Raw genomic sequence first — 21,056 nt, forward strand, 5'->3', positions numbered from 1 at the left:
GCCAGCAAAACTACCCGCACACCTCATCCGATTAAGACAACGGCTGGGAGACCTCATCCTCCCAAAAACACGGGGGCGATCATGCTCCCGTGTCGTCAAAAAGCTACCAGCCAAATATCCTGTCAGAACACTGAAGGTGCCTAAGTGAACTGCATTAGGGATGAACCCGGCCTTTTTCATTTGTTTGGTTGCTTATTCCGCCGGTGCCTCGGCAACCTCGCGCGAGCGGCCGAGCGTGATCTTGGCCAGCGTGAAGGAAATCACCGCACACAGCGTGATGCCGGCCACCATCGGCAGCGGCGTACCGTCGAAGAACACGCCGGCGACACCCATGGCGAGCGCGCCGATGGCGAAATGCAGCGTGCCCATTAGAGCAGACGCCGTACCGGCGATCTCGCCATGCTCTTCCATGGCCAGCACCGAGGTGGTCGGAATGACCAGGCCAAGGAAGCCGTAGCCGACGAACAGCAGTGCCGCCATCACGTCGAGCCGGTCGATGCCTGTCGCCATTACCGCGAACAGCACCACCATCGTCGTCGCATAGCCGGTCACCGCGATGCGCACCACGCGCCTCAGGCCGAAGCGCTCGGCCAGCAGCCCCGTCATCTGCGACATGCCGATGAAGGCCACCGCGTTGATCGAGAAGAACACGCTGTAGACCGAAGGCGACAGCCCGTAATGGTCGATCAGGATGAACGACGAACTCGACAGATAGACGAAGAAGCTGGCAATGCCGAAGCCGGCGATCGCCGTCAGACCGAGGAAGTTGCGATCACCCATCAGGAAGCGGTAGGCCGACAGCGCGGTGCCGAACGAGGACCCGGCGCGATCTTCCACCGGTCGCGTCTCCTTGAGCGAAGTCGCCAGAAGGATGGTGGCCAGCAGAGCCGCGCCCGTCACCGTCCAGAACACGGCGCGCCAGCCGAAATTCTCGATGATCACGCTGCCGGTCAGCGGCGCCAGGATCGGCGACACCGAAAACACCAGCATCAGCAAGGACATCAGCTTGGCGGCCTCATTACCGGTGTGCAGGTCGCGCACGATGGCGCGCGGAACGGCCATGCCGGCGCTGGCGCCAAGCCCTTGCAGGAAACGGAAAGCGATCAGCCATTCGATGGTCGGCGCCATTGCCGAACCGATGCCGCCAACCATGAACAGCGCAAGACCGCCATAAAGCGGCAGCTTGCGGCCGACCATGTCGGAAATCGGCCCGACGGCGATCTGGCCAAACCCCATCGACAGGAAGAAGATCAACAGGCTCATTTGCACGGCAGCGGTGCTGGCATGCAGATCCGCGCCGATCGACGGCAGCGCGGGCAGATACATGTCGATGGCGAACGGGCCGATGGCGGACAACAAGCCGAGCACGACCGCGATGCGGAGGAATTTGGGACTCATGATAAAGGCTTCTTTCAAATCTGGTTGCCGCCGCCAGGCGACGTCTAACCTAGGACGTTCCCTCCCGTGAGATTCCGACACCTCAAGAGCGAATTCTATTCGTCTCTCTCACGCGAAATCTCTTTATCTTGTGTCCACAAATTTAGACACTCTTGTCTAAATCGTCAATCACCTCTATATAGTTTTTTATGAAGCTGCACGTTTCTCCTGACATTTTCCCGCCACGCGGCCATGAGGCCAAGCGCCTCTCGATCGTCGATTCCGCGGCTGCCGTGTTTTGCCGCGAAGGTTTCGCCGGCGCCAACATCGATCTGATCGCGGCCGAAGCCGGCGTTTCGCGCCAGACGATCTACAACCATCATGGCGACAAGCAGAAACTGTTCGTCGCCGTGGTCCGCGACCTCACCGAACGCTGCAATGCCGGCATCTTCGCCACCATTGCCACCTTCCCCGACCAGCCCAAGGATCTCGAAGCCGATCTGATCGGCTTTGCCGTGCGCTTGAACCAGAATTGCATCTGCAACCGCGACGGAAAATTCCTGCGCAAGCTGATCCAGACCGAAGGCGAGCGCTATCCCGAACTGTTTGCCGAATGGCGCGAACAGGGACCGGGCAGAACATGGCCGGCAATCGCCGCCCGCTTGGCCCGCCTCGCCTATGGCGGCTATCTCACGATCGAGGACCCGGATGTGGCGGCACGCCAGTTCCTTGGCCTCGTCAATGCCGAACTGCAGACCACCTTCATGCTTGGCGGCTCGCCGCGCGAGGACGAGGTGCTGCAATCCGCGACCAATGGCGTGCGCACATTCCTGCGCGCCTTCGGCAAGCGCCGGTCCGCGGCATCGTCCGAAAAGCAAAGCGCGCTCGCCAGCGCCTGAGCGATCAAATCGCTGGCAATAGTCTTCGCTTCCGCGCGAGGGTGATCTATATGCGGTTTACGCCGCCCTCAAGCTTGATTACAGCTATGCGGACGATTCAACGGAACCCGACCGCCACATGGCCGACGACCACATCCGCTACGACATTCTGGCCCAGGAGGCGTTGCGCGGCGTCATGCGCAAGGTCCTGGCCGAGGTCGCGCGCACCGGCCTCCCCGGCAACCACCACTTCTTCATCACCTTCCTGACCGGCGCGCCGGGCGTACGCGTGTCTTCGCGGCTGCGCGAGCGCTATCCCGAGCAGATGACCATCGTCATTCAGTTCCAGTATTGGGACCTGAAGGTGACCGATACCGGCTTCGAGGTTGGCCTGTCCTTCTCCGATGTGCCGGAAAAGCTCGAAATCCCGTTTTCGGCCGTACGCGGCTTCTATGATCCGTCGGTCAATTTCGAACTCGAATTCGACGTCAAGACGGATGGCGCGGCAGCCGAGGAACCAGCCGCTCCAGCCTCGCCTGAGCCGTTGACCATCGTCTCCGAGAAAAAGCCGAAGGCGGAGAAGAAGGCAGCTGCCGCCGAGGCGGAGAAGAAGCCCGCAGCGGCGGACGCCAGCACCAAGGGCGCCGAAGTGGTCTCGCTCGACGCCTTCCGCAAGAAATAGGCCTGCGGTTCACGCCATGGCTGACATCGTCAATCTCCGCCAGGCTCGCAAGCAGAAGGCGCGGGACGAGAAAGTGCGCGTCGCCGAACAGAACCGGGCACTGTACGGTCGCTCCAAGGCAGAGAAGCAACGCGACCGCATAGTCGCCGACAAGGCCGAAAATTTCGTCGCTGGGCACCGCCGCGAGCCATCCGGCGCCGAAGACGACCAGTGAGCTGTCACCAGTGAGCGCGGTCGAAAAGCGCTCGGTGACCATTCGTGGTCACCGCACCAGCTACTCGCTTGAAAAGCCCTTCTATGAGGACCTCGTCGCGATCGCGGCGACCAGGGAGCTGACGCTCGCTGCGCTTGTCGCCGAAGTCGACGAGACGCGGCCCCGCGACACCAACCTGTCCTCGGCGCTGAGGCTCTATGTGCTGGAGTGGGCGAAGCACGCAGAGAGAATCTAAAGGCTTTCGACGGCGTCGTTCTTTTTCGTGTGTCTGGTGCCGAAGCCAAGCAAGGTCGAACGCTCGCGCTCCTCGGCTTGTTTCCTGGACCGCACGCGCATCAAATCCTTCCAGCCGACATAGCCGACCAGCAACGAGCCTTCGCGAGTGACGACGGGCAGATGAGAGACGTTGGCCAGCAGCAGTTTGTCGGAGAGGCCTTCGAGATATTCGTCCGGATAGGCCAGCGTCACCTTGCTGCCGGCCAGCAGTTCGCCAAGCGTGGTGGTGCGGTGCGTGCCGGCGCGTCTCCAGCGCAATATCGCCGGCGGATCGATGAGGCCCAGCACATGGCCGCGCTCATCGACCACCGGGAAACTCGGATGCCGTGTTTCCGGCGCTGTCAGGAACGCTGCCGCGCCATGCAGCGTCATCGTCGCCGGCACGCTTTCGACTTGTGACGTCATCACCTCGCGCACCCTGGTCAGGGCGAAAGGGTCGACGCGGTATTCGCGAACCAGATGATGTCCCCTTCTGGCGATCTTTTCGGTCAGGATCGATCGCTTCATCAGAAGCACGGTGACGGCGTGCGCCGCAGCGCAGGCAGCAATCAGCGGCACCAGCATATGCGTGTTGCCGGTCAGTTCGACGGCGAAGAACGTGGCGGTCAGCGGCGCACGCATCGTGCCGCCCATGGTGGCGGCCATCGCCAGCAGCGCCCAGAAACCCGGATCCGCGGCAGGCAGAACGCCGGCGAGCACAGCGCCCATGGCCCCGCCCATGATCAACAGCGGCGCCAGCACACCTCCCGACGTTCCCGAGCCGAGCGCTACCGACCAGATGATCGCCTTCACCACCAGCAGGAGGAGTGCTGCCGTCGCGACGGTGCGGCCGTCCAGCATGTCAGTGATGTTGTCATAGCCGACGCCGAGCGCGTGCGGCTCGATCAGCCCGCCGATGCCGACCACCAGTCCGCCAAGCATCGGCCACCACATCCAGTGGATCGGCAGCTTCTGAAAACCGTCCTCGCAGGCATAGACCATCTGCGTCAGCAGCCCCGACAAAAGTCCTGCACAAACGCCGATCGCCACCCAGCCGGCAAGGCCGACAAAGGACACCTCCATGCCGCCCTGAAACGGAAAGATCGGTCCGGGCAGATGCAGCATGGTGCGCTCCACCTCGGCGATAACAGCCGCGACCGCCACCGGGATGAAGCTGCGCGGAGTCCATTCGAAAAGCAGCAGTTCGACCGCAAGCATGATGGCGGCGATCGGGGTTCCGAACACCGTGGTCATGCCCGCCGCAGCACCGGCCACCAGCAGCGTCTTGCGTTCGTTGTCGCTGACCGGCAGCATCTGCGCGATCAGCGAACCGATCGCGCCGCCGGTCATGATGATCGGGCCCTCGGCGCCGAACGGTCCGCCGGAGCCGATCGAGATCGCCGACGACAGCGGCTTCAGGATCGCCACCTTGGCGTCGAGTCTGGAACGCCCGAGCAGGATGGCCTCTATGGCTTCGGGAATGCCGTGACCGCGGATCTTCTCGCTGCCGAAGCGCGCCATCAGGCCGATGATCAGCGCACCGATCACAGGGACGATGACGGAGGCATAGCCCAGCGGCGTGTCCTCGAGCTTCAGATCGGCGAGCGTGAACTGGCCAAAATAGGCGATGTTGGTGGCCAGCCGGATCAGCTTCAAAAGCGCGATGCCGGCAACCAGTCCAGCTGTCGCCACCACCACGGCAATGGCGGCGACGAACAGCACCCTGGCATCCGTGGTGAAATCGCGCAGATGCTCCGGGTTCGAGTGAGGGGTCTTCATGGCAGTTTGCTTCCTGGCGGCGCGCCGTATGTCTGAGATGCGGCACGGTCGAAGCGGCCAGCCGGGCTTGTTGGTGGATATGTATCGTAACACGATATAAATATTCAAGCCGGTTTCGCCCGAAATCCGTTTGAGCTTTCGCCGGAAAACGAACACATGTCTGATATGTCGCAGCCACAAAAATCACGCCCCGCCATCAGCCAAGCCGATTACCAGCGGCTATCGGAGTTTCGCTACCTGATCCGCCGCTTCCTCGAATTCAGCCAGGTCCAGGCGGAAGACGCCGGCCTGACCCCGCGCCAGCATCAGGCGCTGCTGGCGATCAAGGGATTCCCCGGCGGCGGCCCGGTGACGGTTGGCGATCTCGCGGAACGCCTGCGCATCCGCCACCACAGCGCCGTCGAACTGGTCAACCGCCTTTGCGAAGCAGGGCTGGTCGCCAGAAATCAGGACAAGGACGACCACCGCCGCGTGCTGCTGCAACTGACCGAGCGCGCCGACGATTGCCTGGCCGAGCTGTCGGCGGCACATCTCGACGAGCTTTCACGCATCGAACCGATGCTGCGCCGGCTGCTCGATCGGGACCATGCGTAAGGCTCCAGACCTTGCACGAAAACGGCACCGAACTATTTTCCCGGCCTCCCGAATCCTTTGGCTTCGCCACAACGTCTCGGACGTAAGCGGCCCGCAAAGCGCAGGGCACGAAGAGGAAAAAACGCGATGAAACGCCACCTGATACGCTACAAGACGAAACCGGAACGGACCGATGAGAATGAACGGCTGGTCAAGGCCGTGTTCCAGGAGCTGCGGGAAAAGTCGCCGGAAGGTGTTCGCTACATGACATGGCGGTCCGACGACGGGACCTTTGTCCATCTGGTCGAGACGGAAACCGAGGCCCATGCCGACATCATCACCGGGCTGGCGGCATTCGAGGCCTTCCAGAGCGGCATCAGGGATCGCTTGATCGAGCGTCCGCAGCGCGAGGAAATGACCGTGGTGGGCCACTACCGGATGCTGGACCAGTAACGGCAAACAGAGGTGCATGAACATTCCTGGCGAGATCCGCGAGCCTTTTGACCGCCTGTTCGGCGAAATGCGTCCCAAACTGCACCGCTACTGCGCCCGCATGGCCGGCTCGGTCATCGACGGCGAGGACGTGCTGCAGGAAGCCCTGGCCAAGGCGTTCGAGGCGCTGCCGGATGCCGGCCCGATCGCCAACCCGGAGGGCTGGCTGTTTCGCATTGCCCACAATGCTGCGCTCGACTTTCTGCGCCGGCGAGCCCGCGAAAAGGCCTTTTCCGATGAGGACCCGGATATGATCGTCGACCCGGCCAATCCCACCGCCGATCGTCAGGCCGCCGCGGCCAGCCTGCACACTTTCATGCGCCTTCCCGTCACGCAGCGAAGCAGCGTCATCATGATGGACGTTCTGGGCTATTCGCTGCAGGAAATCAGCGCCACGCTCGATACCAGCATCCCCGCCATCAAGGCGGCGCTGCATCGTGGCCGCCACCGACTGCGCAATCTTGCGGACGAACCGGACGACCGTCCTGTTCCGAGACTGAGCGCCGCGCAACGTCTGCTGCTCGACGCTTACATCGACCGCTTCAACGCCCGCGACTTCGATGCGGTGCGCGACATGCTGGCCGATGAGGTGCGGCTGGAACTGGTGGCCAGGGCGCGGCTGAATGGCCGCAAGGAGGTCGCCACCTACTTCAGCAACTATTCCCGCGTGCAGGATTGGCATCTTATGCTCGGCTTCGTCGAAGACAGGCCAGCAGTCCTCGTCCGCGATCCCAATGACCCAACAGGGCGCCCCACCTATTTCATCCTGCTGGCCTGGCAGGACGGCAGGCTTGCCGCCATCCGCGATTTTCGCCACGCCCGCTACACCACCGACGGTGCCGAACTGTTCGTTCTTTGAAACGGTCTCGGGGCGGAAAGGCCTCCCCTACTGCCTACCGCAGCGACTTCAGCAGATTGTCGATCGTGAACGGATTGGACTTCGGCTTGGCCGGCGGCGGATTGTCATTGGCTTCCGGTGGCGGCGCACGCTCCACCTTCGGAGCCTGCTGCGCGGCCTTGCGTTCAGCCTCGAGCCTTGCCTTTTCCTGCGAAGCGATACGCATCGCCTCTTCCGCCTTCTGCCGCGCCTGCTCGGCTTGTGCCTTGGCCGCCTCGTCGGCGGCCTGCTGTTCGGCAGCGGCTTTGGCGTCCGCATCCGCCTTGGCTTTGGCATCGGCGTCGGCCTTGGCTTTCGCCTCCGCGTCGGCCTGAGCTTTGGCGTCGGCTTCGGCTTTCGCCTGCGCGTCCGCTTCGGCCTTTGCCTTGGCGTCGGCCTCGGCTTTCAGCCGTGCTGCTTCCTCCTGCTTGCGCAATTCCTCGGCGGCGTTCTCACGTTCGATCTGCAGCGCCGCGTAGTAGCGGACCTCGCGCCGAAGCCGCTGCTTTTCGAGCAGCGCGGCCTGCATCGCCTCGACGCGCTGCTGTTCCTTTTCCAGCGCGCGTTGGGTCAGGAACTGCGCCAGCGGCTCACTGTCGAACTCTCGTTTCACCGCGCCGAACGGCCCCTCGGCGGTGAAATTCACGACCGGCTCGGAGCCGACCAGCGCCTCGTCGCCAGGCCGATAGGTGATCGCACCCTTGGCCGACACCGTGGCCGCGTTGAGATCCGCCGTGACGTCGGCGGACAAGGTCGCCGCCGGATTTTCCAGGCTGACCGGCGGCGCCCGCAGCGTGCCGCCGGCAACCGTGAAGGCTATGTCGGTGTCTTTGGCGGCTAGACTGCCATCAGCGGCGATGTCAGGCGCGAAGCCGGCAGTCTTGGCCGCATCGATGTCACGCCCGATCGCATCCGCCTTGACGAGGAACGCACTGAACGCATCTGGATTGACGCCAGCAACTTTCACGCCCTTCAACGCCGCAGTGCCGGAGCCTGATAAGGCGGCCACCATCCCTTCGACCGATTTGCCGCTGCTTGACAGCGCTGTCGAGAAGTCGCCGATGCCGCTGATGCCGGCATCCGGCAGCACGGTCGCCAGATCGGCGCCCGCCAGTTTCATCTGGCCAGTGAACAGCCCGGTGCCGTCATTGTTCTTCAGCTCGAACAGGCCGCTGAGCGCCCCGCCAAGCAATTTCGCCTTGAGATCCGAAACGCGGATGCCTTCCTGGTCGAGCTTGAGCGAAAAAGCGGCGTCATAGGCCGTGGCGAACCGCCCGGCGGCAAGTGCTGCCGTGGTCAGGTCGAGGTCGGCGGTGAAAGGCAGGCTGGATTTCTGGCTGAACGGTGTCGCCGGCCACACGCCACCCTTGCCTGCCCCATCCTTGTCGGTCCCGTCTTTGTCGGCAAGAAAGGCGGAATCGCCGAACAGCGCCACCGCCATGGGATCGAGGTCGAGTTCGTCGAGCGCCAGCGCCCCAGCCAGATGCGGCACGCCGTTCTTTACATCGATATTGACGTCGCCGGACACCGCCGCTTCGTTGATGGCGCCGCTGAGTTCGTCCAGCACCAGCAGACCGTTGCCATAGTCGCCCTGCGCGGCGAGCGACGTCGACATGCCCGCCCCCATGCCGGGCAGACCGATGCCTGACGTCATCAGCCATGGCTCGATGTCGGCGGCATCGAGGCTGAGCTTGCCCTTGGCGGCGAAGCCCTGCGGCGTATCGGCGATCGTGCCTTCGAAACCAGCCTTGAAGTCGTTGCCGGCAAGGCTGAAATTCGTCGCCAGGCCGCCACCCAGCGTTCCCTTGGCCTGAATGTCGGTGCTTGCCTCGCCCAGCATGCCGAGCGGCAGCGCCGGCAGGCCGTAAAGGGCCAGCAGCGCGGTGGCGTCAGGGTTCTTGGCGTTGAAGGTAAGCGCCACCGGCGCTTCGAGAAGCTTGTCCACCACCCCCTTCCCCGACAGCGATGCGGAAAAGGCCGAGCCGCCGGCCTTGCCTTGTCCGCTCACCGCCAGGCCGGTGGTGCCGTCGCCATTGTCGGCCGCACTCGCCACCAGGTCGACACGCGCATCCTGGAACAGCTCGGGATAGGCAGCGGCGCGGCTCGCCAGCCCTTTCAGCACGGCACTGTCGGGATAGTGCTGGGCGGCGACGTCGACCAGCGGCTTCAGGTCGACGGCAACCACCGACGCATCGAGCTTGCCGGTCGGGCTCGCCGGGAAATCCTTGATCCTGCCGGTGGCGCTGATCGAGGCGCCGGCCAGCCCGCCCACCGACAGCCGGTCGATTTCGAGCAGCCCGTCGCGCAGCCTGAGCGCCGTGTCGACGGTATCCGCGGTCAACCCGCCAGCGTTGACCGGCCCTGCCTTGATCTGGAAATCGAGGTCGCGGTCGGCAAAGCGATTGGCGCCCTTGTCGCTGACGAAGATCGAGGCGAAGGCCGCCAGCCCGTCGACATCGAGGTCGCCCCCTTCGAGACGCATCAGCACTGAGGGCTTGGCATCGTCGGGCTGGCTGGAATCGATGCGGCCGGAAAACCTCGCCTTACCCAGGATCAATTCGAGATCGCTGAAGGCCTGGCGCTTCTGCGAGAGGTCGACCTTGGCCTTGAAGCCGGCGGCAGGCAGACGGCGGATCGCCTCGTCGACATCCTTCGACAGCCAGGCGGCAAAGCCGGAGGGTTGCGCCACGGCCAGCAGCAGCGAGCCGTTGAAGCCGAAATGACCCTCCAAATTGAGCACGAGCATGCCATCGGCTTCCAGCGTGGTGCGGCCGGGCAAGGTCGCGGCAAGCGATTTCACCGACCAGCCGCCATCGACCGGCTCGGCGGAAAGATGCACGTCGCGCACCGTGGTGTCGCCGGCCACCACCGCCGGCAGCTTGACCTCGACGGTGCCGGGGATAGTCGGCTTCGGCATGTCGAGCAGCGCCTGCTCAAACGCCGCGATGCGCTGGTCCAGCGTCAGGCCGGCGCCGGCCTCGGCGCCCACCGCCTCGTCGAACTGCACCTGCGCGCCATTGGCCTCGATGGCGAAACTCGGTTTCAGCCCGAGATCGACAGAAGCCTTGCCATCGGCGGTGTAGGGGTTGTCGAGCGGCCCGGTCTCGAAGCGGAATTCGTCGACGCCCAACTTCTGGTGGTCGAGCGAAAACTTGCCGTTCAGCCGAAAGCCCGGATCGGGCTTGCCGGCGGAAACCTTCACCGTCTCACCGTCGGTGCTGCGCAGCTCGGCGCTGTTCTTGTCCGCACCGGAGATTTTGAATTGGCCGGAATAGACGGCAGCGCCATTGACAATGCCAGCATTGCCGTCGGCTTCGATGACCAGCGGATAGGCGTCCGGATCGGCCTTCAGCCGCAGCCGCATCTGCCCGTTGCCTTCAGCCTTGCCGGTGGACGCGGTGACCGCGGTGCGCAACCCGTCCAGCCGCAGCGTGCCGTCCATGCGCCATGGCCCGGCCAGCGATTTGGCCGAGATAGTTGAATTGATCTCGGAAAACAGATGGCTGCGCCCGCCGGCGGCATGGCGCAGTTCGATCTGCCCTTCCGTCACCGTCAGCTTCTCGATCGAGATCTGGTTGAGGTCGAAGGGCGAGGACGGCCGCATCGCCCAGTCGACCGTGCCATTGTTGGCGATGTCGATGGTCGCTTTCGGCCGCACCAGCCGCATGTCGAAGATCAGCACTTCGCCACGCAGGAAGGGCGCCAGTTCCGCATCCATCGAAAACGTCTCGACGGTCATGGCCGGCTGGCCATTGGGGCCGCCGGCGACAGCGACATTCGAGAAGGTCACCGAGGGGAACGGCAACAACCTTGCCGTGGCGTCGCCCTGCACAGTCACCTTGCGGCCGAGAATGGCGCTCGCCTCGCGCTCGAATTGGGCGCGGTAGCCTGTCCAGTCGACAAAATACGGCACCACCAGCGCCGCACATAGCACCAGCACGAACAGGCCACCAAAGATCACGAACAGGCGTGCGAGCATCAGCTCCGAATGGGTTGATTGAAATTCTGCCGCACTCTACCCGCATCCGCGTGTCGATAAAGAGGCAATTCATCCAGTGTTGCGCGATCCCGGATGATCTGAAACAAATCCTCGCAAAGCGGAGAATTCGGATGTCTGGGAAGAACTGGGATCGCGTGCCGATCGACGCGCAAAGCGTCGACGCTCCGCTGTCGCTTTCGGCGGTCTTTCTTGTCGTCACCGTCGCCGGCGAGCAGACCGCGCTCGCCAAGGTGGCCTCCGTGCTTGGTGGGCTCGACGATCTCGTCAAAACCGTCGGGTTCCGCGATCTTTCCGGGCGGCTTTCGTGCATTGCCGGCATCGGCCGCGATCTCTGGGATCGTCTTTCTCCAGATCGGCGGCCGCTGGAACTGAAACCGTTTGCGCCGATCAAGGGATCCGTTCATTCGGCGCCCTCGACCGCTGGCGATCTTCTCTTCCACATCCGCTCCGAACGCCCCGACATGTGCTTCGAGTTCGAGCGCATTCTGCTCGACAATCTCGGCGACGGCGTGAGCGTCGTCGACGAGGTTTCCGGCTTTCGCTATTTCGATGCGCGCGACCTGCTCGGCTTCATCGACGGCACCGCCAACCCGACCGGCCTCGATTTGCCCGCCTCTGCGCTCGTCGGCGATGAAGACGCCGACTTCGCTGGCGGCAGCTATGTCGTCGTCCAGAAATATCTGCACGACATGCAGGCCTGGGCGCGCATTCCGACGCCCGAGCAGGAAGCGATCATCGGCCGCACCAAGATCGACAACATCGAAATCGACGATGACGACGCGCCGCGCAAATCACACAAGTCGCTGGCCACCATCGAGGATGCCGATGGCAACGAGTACGACATATTGCGCGACAACATGCCGTTCGGCAGGCCCGGACAAAACGAGTTCGGGACCTACTTCATCGGCTATTCCAGATATCTTTGGGTCATCGAAAAAATGCTGCAGCGCATGTATATCGGCGACCCGCCGGGCGCCTACGACCGCCTGCTCGATTTCTCGACGCCGCAGACCGGCACACCGTTCTTCGCGCCAACCCGCCCCATGCTGCAGGCGCTTGTCGAGGGCGCGCAGGAGAAGCTTCCCGCCGCCCGGTAAAGAACGGCTGACGGCCTCTATCGGCGAAGATCAGCGTGCGTCGCGCTTCGCTTGTGCCACCTTGCCCGCCTTGCGCTGCCGGCCGAGTTCCGCCGGCCGGACCAGCTTCGGCGCCCGCTTGCTAGCCACGGCGCGCATGCCCTTGTGAGCCGTCCGCGAATTGAGCGCGGGACCGTCCGCCGGCGCATTTTGCTTCATGGCCAGCACCTTGCGCGCATTCCCAACCAGCGAAACGCTGGCCGCCAGTTGCCGGCGCCGCTCGGCCTCGCCATTCAGCCGCCGCATCGCCATGGCCAGCACCGCCAGCTTTACCTGCGAACCGCCATCGGATTTTGAGGGCGCAGCACCTTTCGGCGCTCCCTTGCCCCGCATTTCGCGGCGGCGCCGATGCGCCTCGGTCTGCGCCTTGTCGCGCCGGTCCCGCAACAGCTTGACCAGACCGGCAAGATCGGCGTCGGAAAGCTCCTGCACCGAAGGATGGTGCGATTTCTCCACCAATTCCTGTTCGTCGGCGCTCAGCGCCCGCGCCTCTTCCTTGCGTGAAATCGCCATGACGCTTCTCCTCCGCTGGCACGCCTGTCTGTTTCAGGCCTCGCTGCTCGGCGAAGTCTCGGCCCGAATGGTCGCATGGTCAAGAGGAGCCGCCTGCGGCCTTGCGCTGGAGGACTCGCCTAGTCCCCCGGCAATATCTTGCCCGGGTTCATGATATCGAGCGGATCCAGCGCCTGCTTGATCGTGCGCATGATGTCGACGCCGTGGCCGAGCTCGTGGCGCAGGAAGCCGATCTTGCCCTGGCCGATGCCGTGCTCGCCGGTGCAGGTGCCGTCCATGGCGATCGCCCGCATGTTGAGCCGCGCGACGAACTTTTCCGACAGTGCGATCTCCTTCGGATCATTCACATCCATCAGCACCAGAACGTGAAAATTGCCGTCGCCCGCATGACCGACGATCGGCGCGATCAGGCCCATCTCGACAATGTCGGCTTCGGTCTCCATGACGCATTCGGCAAAGCGCGAGATCGGCACGCAGACATCGGTCGACAGCCCCTTGGCGCCTGGCCGTAGCGTCAGCGACGACCAGTAGGCGTCATGCCTAGCCTTCCACAGTTTGGTGCGCTCCTCGGCGACGCTGGTCCACAGGAACGGCCCGCCGCCATTCTCTTCCGCGATCATGCCAAAGGTCTCGGCCTGTTCGGCAACGCCGGCATCGCTGCCGTGAAACTCGACGAACAGGCACGGGCTTTCGGGATAGTCGAGCTTCGAATAGTTCTTCATCGCCCGCATCTGCAGCGCGTTGACCAGTTCGATGCGCGCCACCGGGATGCCCATCTGGATCGTCGCGATGACCGCGTTGCAGGCCGCCTCGACGCTCGGAAACGGGCAGACGCCGCCAGAGATCGCCTGCGGGATGCCTTGCAGCTTCAAGGTCAGCGAGGTGATGATGCCGAGCGTGCCTTCCGAGCCGACCAGCAGCCGCGTCAGATCATAGCCGGCCGAGCTCTTTTTCGCGCGCTTGCCGGTCGTCACCGTCTCGCCGTCGGCCATCACGGCGGTCAGCGACAGCACGTTCTCGCGCATCGTGCCGTAGCGCACGGCATTGGTGCCGGACGCCCGCGTCGCCGCCATGCCGCCGAGCGAGGCATTGGCGCCCGGATCGATCGGAAAGAACAGGCCGGTGTCGCGCAGATGCCGATTAAGGTCCTCGCGGGTGACGCCGGGTTCGACCGTACAGTCGAGGTCCTGCGGATTGACCGCCAGGATGCGGTTCATGCGCGACGTGTCGACCGATATGCCGCCGCCCGGTGCGTTGGTGTGACCCTCCAGCGAGGAGCCGACGCCGAAGGCGATCACCGGCACGCGGTGCGCGGCACAGGCCCGCACGATCTCCTGCACCTCGGCGGCCGTCTCGGGAAACGCGACGCCGTCCGGCGCCTGCGTCGGAATATAGGTGGTGGTGTGCGCGTGCTGCGAGCGGATGGCTTGGCCGGTCTGGAATCGCTCGCCAAGCTGCTGCTTGAGGATGCCGAGCACAGCGGCGATGCCCTCCTCGTTGCGTTCGACCGGGTTGAGGTCGCTCAGAGCCATGAATTCCTCCGCGAATGGACCAGCGTCCACGCTTGTTATGCGTCTATGGATGCGTAGTCTCCGGAGCCACGCTCTGTCCAGCACCAGAACAAGGAAGTTTCGATGCCCATCCCCACTCCCTTCGTCTCAAAACCCATGGACATCGAGAAGGACTGGATCGACTACAACGGCCATCTCAACATGGCCTATTACAACGTGCTGTTCGACCGCTGCTCGGACGATGCCTTCGAGGCAATGGGCATGGGACCGAACTATGCCAGGGATCGTCGCCTCACCATCTACACGGCCGAAGTCCATGTCTGCTACGTGCAGGAGCTGCACCTCGAGCATAAGGTCACGGTCTCATTCCAGCTCATCGACCACGACGACAAGCGGCTGCGGGCCTATCAGGAAATCCGCCATGTCGACGGCTGGCTGGCCGCGACGTCCGAATCGCTGTCGCTGCATGTCGACATGTCCGGGCCGAAGGTGGCGCCCTTCCCCGCCGATGTGCTGGCCAGGGTCGAAGCCATGCGCGCCGCCCATTCGGCACTGCCGATGCCGGAACGGGCCGGCCGCTCGATCGGCATCAAACGCAAATAGGGGGAAGCCGACACGTCTCGTTTCCTGCTTCAAAGCCACACCGGCAATCTAAAATCGCAGAACCCTCCCATCGGCCGGCAGCAGTGCTTGAAGCAGCGCGGCGCCCACGTTAACCTTACCAAGGTTTTAACGGGAACAAGCCATTTGAGCCGTTGCGCGACTCAGCGGGTCGGTCGAAAACGATCCGCATCGAGGTAGCGACACGGGCGGCGCGGCGCCGGTTCGAGGAAAGTGCATGAAAACCGACATCAAGGTCGAGGTGGACAGGCTGGCTGCCGATCCGCGCATCACCGACTATGATTTCTGGCGCTCGCTCAAGAACGTCAACAACGAGATCTTCCACATCGCCAACAACAACGAGCCGATCCCGTTCGACATGATCCGCTGGCGCGCCATCCTGAAGCAGGCGCGCATGAAGCGCGGCCACGCATAGGTCCTCTCCCTGTACGTCAAGCCTGGCGCCTCAACGCCGCCAGGGCCGAGCGCGCCACCACCGGCGACGACTGGATGATCGCCGTATTGGTCATCGCATAAGGAATGATGCGGTCGATCACCCGCTCGAGGTCGGCCACCGAGCCGACATGCGCCAGCGCGACGAAACAATCCTCTCCGGTCACGCGATCGCATTGCACGATCTCCGGCAGTTCGCGGATGATCTCGGCCACGACGGCCAGTTGCCCCGGCACCGGCCGGATGCGCAGCCATGCCGACAGCGGCAGGCCGAGTGCCGCCGGGTTGATCCTGACCGAATAGGCCTCGATGACGCCACTTTCCTGCAGCCGCTTGATGCGCTCTGCCACGCTCGGCGCCGACAGGCCGACCGAGCGTGCCAGCTCCGCCGTGCTGGTGCGCGCGTCCTTTTCCAGCAGACGCAGGATCTTCATGTCGGCGGCATCGAGATCGGCACTTTCAGTTCGAAGGCGTTTCATAGGAAATTCCTTGCTTCCGAGAGAACTCTCCCCAGACGAGCCCATCATCACTCATATAAACCGGCAAATATGCCTGCGATACTGATCCGATGGATGATCAAACGCAAGCTCTTACAGCAGACCCTGCCCCCGGCAATCCCACCCTCGGCAGGCTGACGGAAAAATTGCCGCCGCATGTCTGGTTCGGCGTCAGCGCCGTCTTCCACTATCTCGGGCCGGCTTTCGCCGTGCTGCTTTTCCCGCATGTCGGCGTGCTCGGCATGGCGTGGCTGCGCATCGCCACGGCAGCACTCATCTTCGCACCACTGACCCGCCCATGGCGAAGCCTCGCCCGCGCCGATCTCTCGACAAGGCTGCTGTTGCTGGCCTTCGGCGCCTGTCTGGCGGTGATGAACTGTTCGTTCTACCTGGCGCTCGACCGCCTACCGATCTCGCTGGTGGCGGCGATCGAATTCGTCGGCACCATCGGCGTCGCGGTGGTCGGCCTCAGGAGCCCGCGCAATCTTGCCGCCCTTGCCGTCGCGGTGACCGGCACCTTGCTGCTCATCGACGTCAAATGGTCCGATGATCCCATCGGGCTGTTCTGGGCCTTCCTCAACGGCGCGCTGTTTGTCGGCTACATCGTGCTCGGCCACCGCGTCGCCGCGTCAGGCGCAGGCAGCGGCATTGCCGGCCTGGGTGCCGCCATGGCGATCGCTTTCGTGGTCGTGCTGCCGATTGGCTTCACCGATGCGCTGCCCGCCTTTTTCTCACCATTGCTGCTGCTCGCCGCCATCGGCGTCGGCATCTGCTCGTCGGTTATCCCCTACATCTGCGACCAGCTCGCCATGTCGCGGCTGCCACGCGCGAGCTTCGCGCTGATGCTGTCGCTGCTGCCCGTCACCGCTACGCTGATCGGCGTCGTCGTGCTGCGCCAGATTCCAAGTTTTGCCGACTGCCTCGGCATTGCGCTGGTGGTCGCCGGCGTCGCCTTCCACAAGCCGGCGAACACGGATTAGACGGGTGCCCCTACGCCAATTTCTGCTTGAGGAAGGCGATCGTTCTGCCCCAGGCCAGGTCGGCCGCCTTCTTGTCGTAGCGCGCTGCCGACGTGTCGTTGTTGAAGGCATGGTTGGCGCCTTCATAGACATAGACCGTGTATTCGACATGCGCCGCGTCGAGTTCCTTCTTGAAGGCGTCGATGCCGGCATTGATGCGCTCGTCCAGTCCGCCCTAGTGCAGCAGCAAGGCCGCCTTGATCTTGGACATATCGGCGGCCTTCGGCTGCATGCCGTAATAGGCAACGCCGGCACTGAGATCGGGGGCGTTGATGGCCAGCATGTTGACCGTGCCGCCACCCCAGCAGAAGCCGATGGCGCCGACCTTGCCGTTGCCGTCCTTGTCGCTCTTGAGGAAAGCGACGGTCGCAACACCGTCGGCGATGGTCTGCGCCGGATCGAGCTTGGCGAACATGTCGCGCGCCTTGTCTTCATCGGTTGGCGTTCCGCCGAGCGGCGACAGAAAATCCGGCGCCAGCGCCACGAACCCCTCCAGCGCCACGCGTCGCGTCACATCGCGGATATGCGGGTTGAGCCCCCTGTTCTCATGCACGACGATCACCGGGCCGAGCTTGCCCGCCTTGTCCACCGGCTTGACCAGATAGCCCTTCATTTCGCCGCTGCCGCCGGGATAGCTGATGTCCTCGCCCTTCACCCGCGGATCGTTGTCGGCGACAACAGCCGCTTGCGCCGAATTTGCCGCCAGAAGCGGGGCGATCGCGGCGGCCGCCGCACCCGATCCGGCAAGCCGGGTCAACTGCTCCATGAACCGGCGGCGATCGAGCGTCAGATGCGTATATTCGTCATAGGCGTCGATCATCGCCTGGGTGATGGCGGGCTTGGCGTCGGGTTTCGTCATGGATCGGGTCCTCTGCTTCGGGCTTTAATTGCCAGCTACATAGGGACCAAGCCGGCATGGTCCAGTCGACCACTCATCGCGGCCGTCGACCGCTTCAGGGTATGCCGCCGGCCGCGTCCCGGCAGTAAAGCCGGTGCCATGCGCGGCCGTGTCATCACTTTTTGGTCATTGGCGATAAATCCTGCTGGCGCTGCCACAATCGTGAGGGAAGGTGGCTATCGACGGTATCTTGACCGCGTGCCTACACGTCAAACCCAGAAGGAAGCGATGACCATGACCATGCCTTCCCCGATCCTCGCCAGCGCGCTCGTCCTTGCGGCGGCCGTCGCTTTGGCCCTGTGCTCGATGGTTCTGAACGCAGGCAGACGATCGTTGATCAGGGTCCGCGCTGAGCGGAACCGCAACACGAAAACCCAGGGTTGAGGTGACGCTATGAACGTCCAGGACATCGTCAACACCGTTTCGCAGAAGGCCGGCCTCGACCAGGCGACGACGGAGAAAGTCGTCGGCACCATTTTCTCGGTGCTCGAACACGAGGCGGAAGGCACAAGCGCCTCGGCGTTCTTCGCCAAGATCCCCGGCGCCGACGACCTCGCCCATCAATATGACGTCATGGCCGCCGCTCCGGCCGGCGGTGGCGGTTTTCTGTCGTCGTTGCAGGGCGCGCTTGGCGGCGTTCTCGGCGAGAAGGCCGGCGCGCTGATCAACGGCATCGCCGCGCTCAAAGCATCCGGGCTCGATATGGCGCAAATCCAGAAGGCCGGTGCAACGCTGATCCAGCAGGCCGAAGCCGCCGCCGGCCCCGACCTGACCAACAAGGTGCTCGGCTCGGTGCCCAGCCTGAAGGGTCATCTAGGGATTGGCTGATCGACAACGGGTCGATCGGAAGATTTGCCGCCCCTCATCGCCCAGTCGGGCACTTCTCCCCGTCACTATACGGGGAAAGACACCGGCACAGATGAGGGGCGGCGCGACCTCTGAAAGATCGCGTTACCCTGTCGCCTACTTCGGCAGCGCGTAGGCCATAACATAATCCCCGGGCTTGGTGCCGACCGAACCGTGGCCGCCGGCGACGATGACCACGAACTGGCGGCCGTCGGCGACCGTATAGGTCATCGGCGTCGATTGCCCGCCGGCCGGCAGCCTGGCCTGCCACAGCTGCTTGCCCGATGTCAGGTCATAGGCGCGCAGATAGTCGTCGACCGCGGCCCCCAGGAAGGCGACGCCGCCAGCCGTGATCATCGGCCCGCCGATGCCCGGCACCCCGACTTTCAGCGGCAGCGGCAGCGGCGTCATATCGTAGACGGTGCCGTTGCGGTGCTTGTAGGCGATCTTGCCGGTCCTGAGATCGGCGCCGGCGACATAGCCCCAGGGCGGCGCCTGGCAAGGAATGCCGAGCGGCGACAGGAACGGTCCCATCACCACCGCATAGGGCGCGCCCTCGTTGCGGTTCAGCCCCTGCTCGCTGCCGCGCCCTTCGTCCGGCGGCGGCACCTGATCGCGCGGGATCAACTGCGATTTGAACGCCAGGTAGGTCGGCATGCCGAACAGCACCTGCCGGACCGGATCGACGGCGACGCCGCCCCAGTTGAAGGTGCCGAAGTTGCCGGGGTAGATCAGCGACCCCTGGACGGAAGGCGGCGTATAGCGACCCTCATAGCGCAGGCCCTGGAATTCGATCCGGCAGGCCAACTGGTCGAACATGGTTAGGCCCCACATGTCGGCGCCGGTGAGCGGCTTCGGCATGAAGGTGAGATCGGAGACCGGCTGCGTCGGCGATGTGTGGTCGCCTTCGATCGCGCCGCCCGGCGCCGGCACTTCGTTGACCGCAATGACCGGCTCGCCGGTGCGGCGGTCGAGCACATAGAGGTCGCCCTGCTTGGTCGGTCCGACCAGCGCCGGCACCACCGTGCCGTCGGGTTTGGTGATGTCGATCAGGCTCGGCTGTGCCGGTACGTCCATGTCCCAGAGATCGTGGTGCACGGTCTGCCGCACCCATCGCACCTGACCGGTGTTGAGGTCGAGCGCGGTGATCGACGACGAGAACTTCTCGACATTGGAACTGCGCCCGGCGCCGAGCTGGTCCGGCGTCTGGTTGCCGAGCGGCACGTAGAGCAGGCCGAGCTTCTCGTCGGCGCTCGGCGTCGACCACATGTTGGGCGAGTTGGCGGTATAGGTCTGGCCGGCCGGCAGCGGCGTCGTCTGGTCCGGATTGCCGGAATCCCAGTTCCACACCAGCGCGCCGGTGGCAGCGTCGTAGGCGCGGATGACACCGGACGGCTCCTGCGTCGAATAATTGTCGTTGACCGCGCCGCCGACAATGATCTTGCCGCCTGATATCAGCGGGGCCGAGGTCGAGTAGTAATAGCCCGACTTCGGATAGGGCATGTTGGTCAGAAGGTTCAGCGTGCCGCCCTCGGCGAAAGCCGGGCAGACCTGCCCGTTGGCGGCGTCGAGCGCGATCAGCCGCGCGTCCGAGGTCGGCAGGTAGACGCGGGTCGCACAGGGCTGCCCGGCGGCGCCGGCGGCATCGGCATAATAGGCCACGCCGCGGCAGGTCTGGTGCTGGCGGTCCTTGTCGAGCTTGACCTTGGGATCGAAGCGCCATTTCTCCTTGCCGCTCGCGGCATCGATGGCGATGGCGAAATTGTGCGGCGTGCAGATGTAGAGCGTGTCGCCGATCTTCAGCGGCGTCACCTGATAGGTGGTCTCGCCGACATCGTCCGGACCCTTCACGTCGCCGGTCTGGTAGGTCCAGGCAGGCTGCAGCTTGGCGACATTGTCCGGTGTGATCTGGTCGAGCGGCGAATAGCGCTGGCCGAACTGCGTACGTCCGTAATAGTGCCACTCGCCGGCCGGCACATCATTGCCAAGATTGGCGTTGGCGACCACCTTGTCAGTGCCAAGTTCGCCGGCAATGTCCTTCGGATCTGAAGTCATCGAATAACCGGCGACGGCCAGCGAGGCCAGCACGGCAAGGATCAGCGGCGCGCGTGCGTCAGGGCCGACAAGACCCCGCCTCGCCCACGGCGTCAGCAGCCACAAAGCGAGAAGCACGATGATGCCGCCGCGCGGTCCAAGTTCCCACCAGTCGAAGCCGGTTTCCCAGACCGCCCAGGCCAACGTGCCGAGCACGATCACCGCGTAGAGCCACAGTGCGGTGGACCGGCGCCGGTAGAGCAGCCAGGCGGCGATCAGGAAGGCAAGGCCGGCAACGACATAGTACCAGCTGCCGCCCAGCATCGCCAGGCGGATGCCGCCGCCGCCGAGTGCCAGGCCGATGAGGAAAAGAATGAGGGATGTGATGGTGACAGCCAAGATGATACTCCTTCGACTGTTGC

The 21,056-nt window shown here is 64.1% G+C and carries 19 protein-coding genes and 1 pseudogene; 12 read left to right on the top strand and 8 right to left on the bottom strand.

Features of this window, described 5'->3' with window-relative positions; translation table 11 throughout:
• Nucleotides 1-192: 192 nt before the first annotated feature.
• Nucleotides 193-1,398: a multidrug effflux MFS transporter gene (locus tag NKJ37_RS28545; RefSeq protein ID WP_352776014.1), complete on the bottom strand. Its 1,206-nt coding sequence runs from the start codon at nt 1,396-1,398 to the stop codon at nt 193-195.
• Between the two features lie 188 nt (nt 1,399-1,586).
• Here NKJ37_RS28545 and NKJ37_RS28550 point away from each other — a divergent pair, with 188 nt between their 5' ends.
• The 4 genes from NKJ37_RS28550 (at nt 1,587) to NKJ37_RS28565 (ending at nt 3,386) form a co-directional block, all read left to right on the top strand.
• Nucleotides 1,587-2,276: a TetR/AcrR family transcriptional regulator gene (locus NKJ37_RS28550; RefSeq protein WP_128306088.1), complete on the top strand. Its 690-nt coding sequence runs from the start codon at nt 1,587-1,589 to the stop codon at nt 2,274-2,276.
• Nucleotides 2,277-2,394: 118 nt separating this feature from the next.
• Complete coding sequence (locus tag NKJ37_RS28555) at nt 2,395-2,937, top strand: SspB family protein (protein WP_128306087.1); 543 nt, start codon at nt 2,395-2,397, stop codon at nt 2,935-2,937.
• Nucleotides 2,938-2,953: 16 nt separating this feature from the next.
• Nucleotides 2,954-3,151, top strand: coding sequence for a DUF4169 family protein (locus NKJ37_RS28560; protein ID WP_127260259.1), 198 nt, complete (start codon nt 2,954-2,956; stop codon nt 3,149-3,151).
• Between the two features lie 10 nt (nt 3,152-3,161).
• Nucleotides 3,162-3,386, top strand: coding sequence for a ribbon-helix-helix domain-containing protein (locus NKJ37_RS28565; RefSeq protein ID WP_128306086.1), 225 nt, complete (start codon nt 3,162-3,164; stop codon nt 3,384-3,386).
• Here the strand turns inward: NKJ37_RS28565 and NKJ37_RS28570 are convergent.
• Entirely contained in the window at nt 3,383-5,185 is a 1,803-nt protein-coding gene (locus NKJ37_RS28570; protein WP_023813095.1) for a chloride channel protein, read from the bottom strand. The genes NKJ37_RS28565 and NKJ37_RS28570 overlap by 4 nt on opposite strands.
• A 156-nt stretch (nt 5,186-5,341) precedes the next feature.
• Here NKJ37_RS28570 and NKJ37_RS28575 point away from each other — a divergent pair, with 156 nt between their 5' ends.
• The 3 genes from NKJ37_RS28575 to NKJ37_RS28585 all read left to right on the top strand — a co-directional run bounded on the left by NKJ37_RS28575 (nt 5,342) and on the right by NKJ37_RS28585 (nt 7,109).
• Complete coding sequence (locus tag NKJ37_RS28575; RefSeq protein ID WP_352442266.1) at nt 5,342-5,779, top strand: MarR family winged helix-turn-helix transcriptional regulator; 438 nt, start codon at nt 5,342-5,344, stop codon at nt 5,777-5,779.
• A 126-nt stretch (nt 5,780-5,905) separates the two neighbouring features.
• Nucleotides 5,906-6,211: a hypothetical protein gene (locus NKJ37_RS28580; RefSeq protein ID WP_128303532.1), complete on the top strand. Its 306-nt coding sequence runs from the start codon at nt 5,906-5,908 to the stop codon at nt 6,209-6,211.
• Between the two features lie 16 nt (nt 6,212-6,227).
• Nucleotides 6,228-7,109, top strand: coding sequence for an RNA polymerase sigma factor (locus NKJ37_RS28585; RefSeq protein ID WP_128303531.1), 882 nt, complete (start codon nt 6,228-6,230; stop codon nt 7,107-7,109).
• A gap of 34 nt (nt 7,110-7,143) precedes the next feature.
• On the opposite strand, the gene NKJ37_RS28590 is transcribed toward NKJ37_RS28585, so the two are convergent.
• Nucleotides 7,144-11,106: an AsmA family protein gene (locus tag NKJ37_RS28590; RefSeq protein ID WP_352442265.1), complete on the bottom strand. Its 3,963-nt coding sequence runs from the start codon at nt 11,104-11,106 to the stop codon at nt 7,144-7,146.
• 131 nt (nt 11,107-11,237) lie between these two features.
• Between NKJ37_RS28590 and NKJ37_RS28595 the strand changes: the two genes are divergently transcribed.
• Entirely contained in the window at nt 11,238-12,224 is a 987-nt protein-coding gene (locus NKJ37_RS28595) for a Dyp-type peroxidase (protein ID WP_352442264.1), read from the top strand.
• 30 nt (nt 12,225-12,254) lie between these two features.
• On the opposite strand, the gene NKJ37_RS28600 is transcribed toward NKJ37_RS28595, so the two are convergent.
• The gene (locus NKJ37_RS28600; protein WP_352442263.1) at nt 12,255-12,776 is read right to left on the bottom strand and encodes a hypothetical protein; all 522 of its coding nucleotides are present in this window, start codon (nt 12,774-12,776) and stop codon (nt 12,255-12,257) included.
• A gap of 119 nt (nt 12,777-12,895) precedes the next feature.
• Entirely contained in the window at nt 12,896-14,308 is a 1,413-nt protein-coding gene (locus NKJ37_RS28605; RefSeq protein ID WP_352776019.1) for an FAD-binding oxidoreductase, read from the bottom strand.
• Between the two features lie 102 nt (nt 14,309-14,410).
• Between NKJ37_RS28605 and NKJ37_RS28610 the strand changes: the two genes are divergently transcribed.
• Both NKJ37_RS28610 and NKJ37_RS28615 read left to right on the top strand, forming a co-directional pair.
• Entirely contained in the window at nt 14,411-14,890 is a 480-nt protein-coding gene (locus tag NKJ37_RS28610) for a thioesterase family protein (protein ID WP_023813101.1), read from the top strand.
• Nucleotides 14,891-15,125: 235 nt separating this feature from the next.
• Complete coding sequence (locus NKJ37_RS28615) at nt 15,126-15,323, top strand: hypothetical protein (RefSeq protein ID WP_013531006.1); 198 nt, start codon at nt 15,126-15,128, stop codon at nt 15,321-15,323.
• A 16-nt stretch (nt 15,324-15,339) separates the two neighbouring features.
• Here NKJ37_RS28615 and NKJ37_RS28620 read toward each other — a convergent pair whose 3' ends face one another.
• Complete coding sequence (locus tag NKJ37_RS28620; RefSeq protein ID WP_352442261.1) at nt 15,340-15,819, bottom strand: Lrp/AsnC family transcriptional regulator; 480 nt, start codon at nt 15,817-15,819, stop codon at nt 15,340-15,342.
• A gap of 89 nt (nt 15,820-15,908) precedes the next feature.
• Between NKJ37_RS28620 and NKJ37_RS28625 the strand changes: the two genes are divergently transcribed.
• Nucleotides 15,909-16,817 (top strand): EamA family transporter, encoded by a 909-nt coding sequence (locus NKJ37_RS28625; protein ID WP_352442260.1) that lies wholly within the window; start codon nt 15,909-15,911, stop codon nt 16,815-16,817.
• Between the two features lie 10 nt (nt 16,818-16,827).
• Here NKJ37_RS28625 and NKJ37_RS28630 read toward each other — a convergent pair.
• A pseudogene (locus NKJ37_RS28630) lies at nt 16,828-17,715 on the bottom strand (dienelactone hydrolase family protein).
• 432 nt (nt 17,716-18,147) lie between these two features.
• Between NKJ37_RS28630 and NKJ37_RS28635 the strand changes: the two are divergent.
• Nucleotides 18,148-18,582: a hypothetical protein gene (locus NKJ37_RS28635; protein ID WP_013530999.1), complete on the top strand. Its 435-nt coding sequence runs from the start codon at nt 18,148-18,150 to the stop codon at nt 18,580-18,582.
• A gap of 135 nt (nt 18,583-18,717) precedes the next feature.
• Here the strand turns inward: NKJ37_RS28635 and NKJ37_RS28640 are convergent, their stop codons facing one another.
• Nucleotides 18,718-21,033, bottom strand: a complete 2,316-nt coding sequence (locus tag NKJ37_RS28640) for a glucose/quinate/shikimate family membrane-bound PQQ-dependent dehydrogenase (protein ID WP_352776023.1) — start codon at nt 21,031-21,033, stop codon at nt 18,718-18,720.
• Nucleotides 21,034-21,056: the final 23 nt, after the last annotated feature.

This window comes from Mesorhizobium sp. M0140 (assembly GCF_040322475.1).
In the GTDB taxonomy this organism is placed as follows: Bacteria; Pseudomonadota; Alphaproteobacteria; order Rhizobiales; family Rhizobiaceae; genus Mesorhizobium.

What these genes read in the sequence shown, in the direction of transcription:
- NKJ37_RS28610 (WP_023813101.1), top strand. Translation starts at nt 14,411, where the DNA reads ATGCCCATCCCCACTCCCTTCGTCTCAAAACCCATGGACATCGAGAAG.
- NKJ37_RS28560 (WP_127260259.1), top strand. Translation starts at nt 2,954, where the DNA reads ATGGCTGACATCGTCAATCTCCGCCAGGCTCGCAAGCAGAAGGCGCGG.
- NKJ37_RS28550 (WP_128306088.1), top strand. Translation starts at nt 1,587, where the DNA reads ATGAAGCTGCACGTTTCTCCTGACATTTTCCCGCCACGCGGCCATGAG.
- NKJ37_RS28585 (WP_128303531.1), top strand. Translation starts at nt 6,228, where the DNA reads ATGAACATTCCTGGCGAGATCCGCGAGCCTTTTGACCGCCTGTTCGGC.
- NKJ37_RS28635 (WP_013530999.1), top strand. Translation starts at nt 18,148, where the DNA reads ATGAACGTCCAGGACATCGTCAACACCGTTTCGCAGAAGGCCGGCCTC.
- NKJ37_RS28620 (WP_352442261.1), bottom strand. Translation starts at nt 15,819, where the DNA reads ATGAAACGCCTTCGAACTGAAAGTGCCGATCTCGATGCCGCCGACATG.
- NKJ37_RS28575 (WP_352442266.1), top strand. Translation starts at nt 5,342, where the DNA reads ATGTCTGATATGTCGCAGCCACAAAAATCACGCCCCGCCATCAGCCAA.
- NKJ37_RS28625 (WP_352442260.1), top strand. Translation starts at nt 15,909, where the DNA reads ATGGATGATCAAACGCAAGCTCTTACAGCAGACCCTGCCCCCGGCAAT.
- NKJ37_RS28590 (WP_352442265.1), bottom strand. Translation starts at nt 11,106, where the DNA reads ATGCTCGCACGCCTGTTCGTGATCTTTGGTGGCCTGTTCGTGCTGGTG.
- NKJ37_RS28600 (WP_352442263.1), bottom strand. Translation starts at nt 12,776, where the DNA reads ATGGCGATTTCACGCAAGGAAGAGGCGCGGGCGCTGAGCGCCGACGAA.
- NKJ37_RS28615 (WP_013531006.1), top strand. Translation starts at nt 15,126, where the DNA reads ATGAAAACCGACATCAAGGTCGAGGTGGACAGGCTGGCTGCCGATCCG.
- NKJ37_RS28595 (WP_352442264.1), top strand. Translation starts at nt 11,238, where the DNA reads ATGTCTGGGAAGAACTGGGATCGCGTGCCGATCGACGCGCAAAGCGTC.
- NKJ37_RS28555 (WP_128306087.1), top strand. Translation starts at nt 2,395, where the DNA reads ATGGCCGACGACCACATCCGCTACGACATTCTGGCCCAGGAGGCGTTG.
- NKJ37_RS28545 (WP_352776014.1), bottom strand. Translation starts at nt 1,398, where the DNA reads ATGAGTCCCAAATTCCTCCGCATCGCGGTCGTGCTCGGCTTGTTGTCC.
- NKJ37_RS28580 (WP_128303532.1), top strand. Translation starts at nt 5,906, where the DNA reads ATGAAACGCCACCTGATACGCTACAAGACGAAACCGGAACGGACCGAT.
- NKJ37_RS28605 (WP_352776019.1), bottom strand. Translation starts at nt 14,308, where the DNA reads ATGGCTCTGAGCGACCTCAACCCGGTCGAACGCAACGAGGAGGGCATC.
- NKJ37_RS28570 (WP_023813095.1), bottom strand. Translation starts at nt 5,185, where the DNA reads ATGAAGACCCCTCACTCGAACCCGGAGCATCTGCGCGATTTCACCACG.